Source organism: Moorena sp. SIO3E8 (assembly GCF_010692445.1).
GTDB lineage: Bacteria > Cyanobacteriota > Cyanobacteriia > Cyanobacteriales > Coleofasciculaceae > Moorena > Moorena bouillonii.
In genome coordinates, this window is record NZ_JAAHHM010000380.1 from 1 (window position 1) to 1097 (window position 1097).

At 42.9% G+C, this 1097-nt stretch carries 1 protein-coding gene and 1 pseudogene; both read right to left on the reverse strand.

Annotation, left to right across the window (positions count from 1 at the left end; translation table 11 throughout):
* Positions 1-67: 67 nt before the first annotated feature.
* Positions 68-217, reverse strand: a complete 150-nt coding sequence (locus F6K46_RS39925; protein WP_293069102.1) for a hypothetical protein — start codon at positions 215-217, stop codon at positions 68-70.
* 46 nt (positions 218-263) lie between these two features.
* Positions 264-1097, reverse strand: a pseudogene (locus tag F6K46_RS39930) (IS1634 family transposase); the annotation flags it as partial.

Sequence of the window (1097 nt, forward strand, 5' to 3'; positions counted from 1 at the left end):
ACTGAAGTTCCCCCTTTGACAAAAAGGGCAACCTATGCTGGGTAAGGAATAGCAGATTTTCTGTCGGTCATTTACTGGGTACAAATAGGGAAACACCAAGTAAATCTAACGCCTTTTGTTGGACTGGTGTGGGTTGAGTAATTTTCAAAAAAGTCAGATCAGCCCCCTCTAATTTAGAAGCAATTGTGTTGAGAGTAATTGTTCCTAAATCTGCCATCAAAGTGGAAAAGCTGTGTACGGGTAAGTTCTGGGCTGTCCGCTTCTTACGAGCCGTGGGATTTAGCTTTTTTTGATCGTTTAACAGGAGTAACTCCATCCCAATCAATGGGGGTGTCCTCCTCGTCATCAAAAAGAATCGGTGCTAAAGCCTGCTTCATATGCCATTCCACATAATAAGCCAGCATACAAAGAAAAACGTGAGATTTAACTCGGCTTTCGAGATGGTGATAAATCGGACGGACTTTTAAATCCATCGTCTTATAAGAGCGAAAAGCCTGTTCGACTTGAGACAGACTTTTGTAAGCTTTCACTGTAGCTGGAGCATCTAAAACTTCGGTGTCTACAGAAGTACGAATGACATATAATCCATCCAAGGCAGCGGCGGCTTTTAAGCCTTGGGGCTTGCGGGTGTAGGAAAAGCTGTTGTTCGTGATTTCCAGTTCAAAGAACTTCCCCACTCGATACTTGTTAATCACCTTTCCGACTCGAAGGCCAATTTGGTCAGCACCCTTTAAAGCCCTTTTTTCTCGGAGAGTAGCTTGAACAATTTTTTCTAATTCTTCTTCTGTTTTCTGTAAGAGTTTTTCTCGTTTTTGAGCCCTTGACTCAGCAGTTATTGGATTGCGACAAGCGATTAATCTTTCCCCCGGATAATCTACGGATTCCACTTCCACTAAATTTTGTTCATCAAACAGTCCCAGTTGAATCACTTCTTGGTCAGCCAAGAGTTTGATTTGAGCAGCAGTTAAGGCTGTAATCCAATCGAGATCCTCTCTTGTCGAGAACTCTTGGTTGATACGGGTTTGAGTAATCATGCCTCTATCTCCAACCCAGATGATTCTGGAGAGTCCAAAGCGATCACGGACTTTCTCGATTTG